This window comes from Actinomyces denticolens, assembly GCF_002072185.1.
In the GTDB taxonomy this organism is placed as follows: Bacteria; Actinomycetota; Actinomycetes; order Actinomycetales; family Actinomycetaceae; genus Actinomyces; species Actinomyces denticolens.
The window spans coordinates 1-2,081 of sequence record NZ_MVIW01000075.1 but is presented as its reverse complement, the minus strand read 5'-3'; the positions used below and the strand labels follow the sequence as shown (position 1 = coordinate 2,081).

Genomic DNA, 2,081 nt, shown 5'->3' with positions numbered 1-2,081 from the left:
CGCCCGGAGCGCTCGCGCTCCTCGGCGGTGCGAAGGGCGAGGCGGGCCTCGGTCTCCGCCGCGCGCGCGGCGGTGGCGGCCTCGGCCGCCTCGCCGAGGCGCGCCCGGGCCGCCTCAATGGCCGCCTCGGCGTCCACCGGCGCCCCGCCCCCGACGGTCCTCTCCCCGCCGTCGGGGGCGCCCTGGCCGGAGGTCTGCTCGAGCTCGGCCAGGGCGGTGGAGGCGGCGGCGAGCTCGGCTGTGCGCTGGGCGATCTCCTCCTCGGCGCGCTCCAGGACCCTCCTGGCGCGCCCCGCCTCCTCGGCGGCCGCGTGAGCCGCGGAGGCCAGGCGGGCCAGCGCCTCGGCCTCGCGGGCGGCCTCGGCGTCGGCGCGGCGCAACTGCTCCAGGGCGGCGCTGAGGTCGTGGCGACGGGCCTCCTCGGCCCGGCGGGCCTCCGCCAGGGCCGCTTCGGCGGCTTCCTGGGCCCGGCGGGCGGTCTCGGCACGACCGGCGGCCTCGTCATGAGCGGCGGCGAGCTCCAGGACACTGGCCGAGCCCCGCCCGCCACCGGCGGCCCATGCGGGGGCGAGCACATCCCCGTCACGGGTGACGATCCGGGCCTCCGGGTCGGCGGCGCGCGCTGCGGCGCCGACCTCGAGATCGGGCACGGCCCACGCCCCGGCGAGGAGGCGATCGAGCGCGGCCTGCAGGCCGGAGCGCTGCGCGGTGCCCGCCTGGATGGTGACCAGGCCCCTGGCGGGAACGGCCCCCTCCACCGGGGGCACGGGTCGAGACCGGTCGATATCGCGATCGAGACCGGGCGCATCCCCCTCCACCGGGGGCGCCGGCTCGTCCGCGGCGCCCCCGCCGCCGTCACCGTCCCGTTCCTGGGCGATGACGAGCCGGATCGCCCCGGCCTCCGCCCTGCGGGCGTGGTCAAGCGCGCCGAGGGCTGCGGCCTCGTCGGCGGCCAGGGCGGCGGCGGCCAGATCCCCGAGGAGCGCGGCGATGGCGTTCTCCCAGCCCTTCTCGATGCTCAGGTGCTCGGGAAGCGGGCCGAGGAGGCCCTGGAGGCCGGCCTCGGCGAGCTCGGCGGTGGCGTCCTCCGCCCGCAGGGACAGCGCCAGGGCGTCGCGGCGCGCGGTCCAGGTGGCCTGCTCGGAGGCCGCCTGGGAGCGGGCCTCGGTCGCGGCGGCCAGGGCGTCGCGCGCCGAGGCGAGGGCCGCCGTCGCCGCCTCATGGCGGGCCGTGGCCTCGACCTGCTCGCCACTGGCGCCCCCGTCGGCCCGCGCGGCCTCGCCGGAGCCGGGAGCGGCCTCCTCCAACGCGCTCTGAGCGGCGGCCCGCCGCTCCTCGGCGGCGGCCAGGGCGGCGCGGGCCTGCTCCCGGGCGGAAGTGGCGGCCTCGTGGCGGGAGCGCGCGGAGGCCAGGCGCCCGCCTGCGCGAGCCACTTTCTCCCGGTGCTCGGCCTGGGAGCGCTGGAGGGCGGCGAGCGCGCTCTCGGCGGTGCTCTGCGCGGCCTCGGCCTCCGACCGCTCCTGGGTGGCGGCGGCCAGGGCGCTGCGGGTCGACTCGATCCGCTCGGCGAGCTCGGCCTCCTCGGCGGCGGCGGCCTCGGCGCGCCGGTCCAGCTCGTCGGGGTCGGTACCGAAGGACGGCTCGGGCGTGTTGGCCAGGCCCCTGACGCGCTCAGCGGCGACGTCGGCGAGTGAGGAGAGCCGTTGAGCGGCGCCGGTGAGCTCCTCCCACACCTCGGTGGCGGCGGCGAGCCGGCGCCCGGTGCCCGCCTCGGCCTCGACGAGCCCGGCCAAGCGGGCCCGAGCGGCCCTCTCGGCCTCCTCGGCGGCGGCGCGGCGCGCGGTGACGGCGGCCGCGTCCTCCTGCCCGGCCTCGAGGAGCTGCTGGGCGGCGACGACATCGTCGGCGAGCAGCCGGGCGGTGGCGTCACGGACCTCGATCTGGATGGTGCGGGCGCGACGGGCGACGGCGGCCTGCTTGGCCAGGGGCCCGAGCTGGCGGTGGAGCTCGTTCGTCAGGTCGGCGACGCGGGCCAGGTCGGCTGCCATGGAGTCGAGCTTGCGCAGGGCGCGCTCCTTGCG

At 80.0% G+C, this 2,081-nt stretch carries 1 protein-coding gene; it reads right to left on the bottom strand.

The window, feature by feature from the left end:
* Positions 1-2,081, bottom strand: a 2,081-nt coding sequence (locus B1H55_RS11935; protein ID WP_476920309.1) for a coiled-coil domain-containing protein, incomplete at both ends; no start/stop codon positions are given.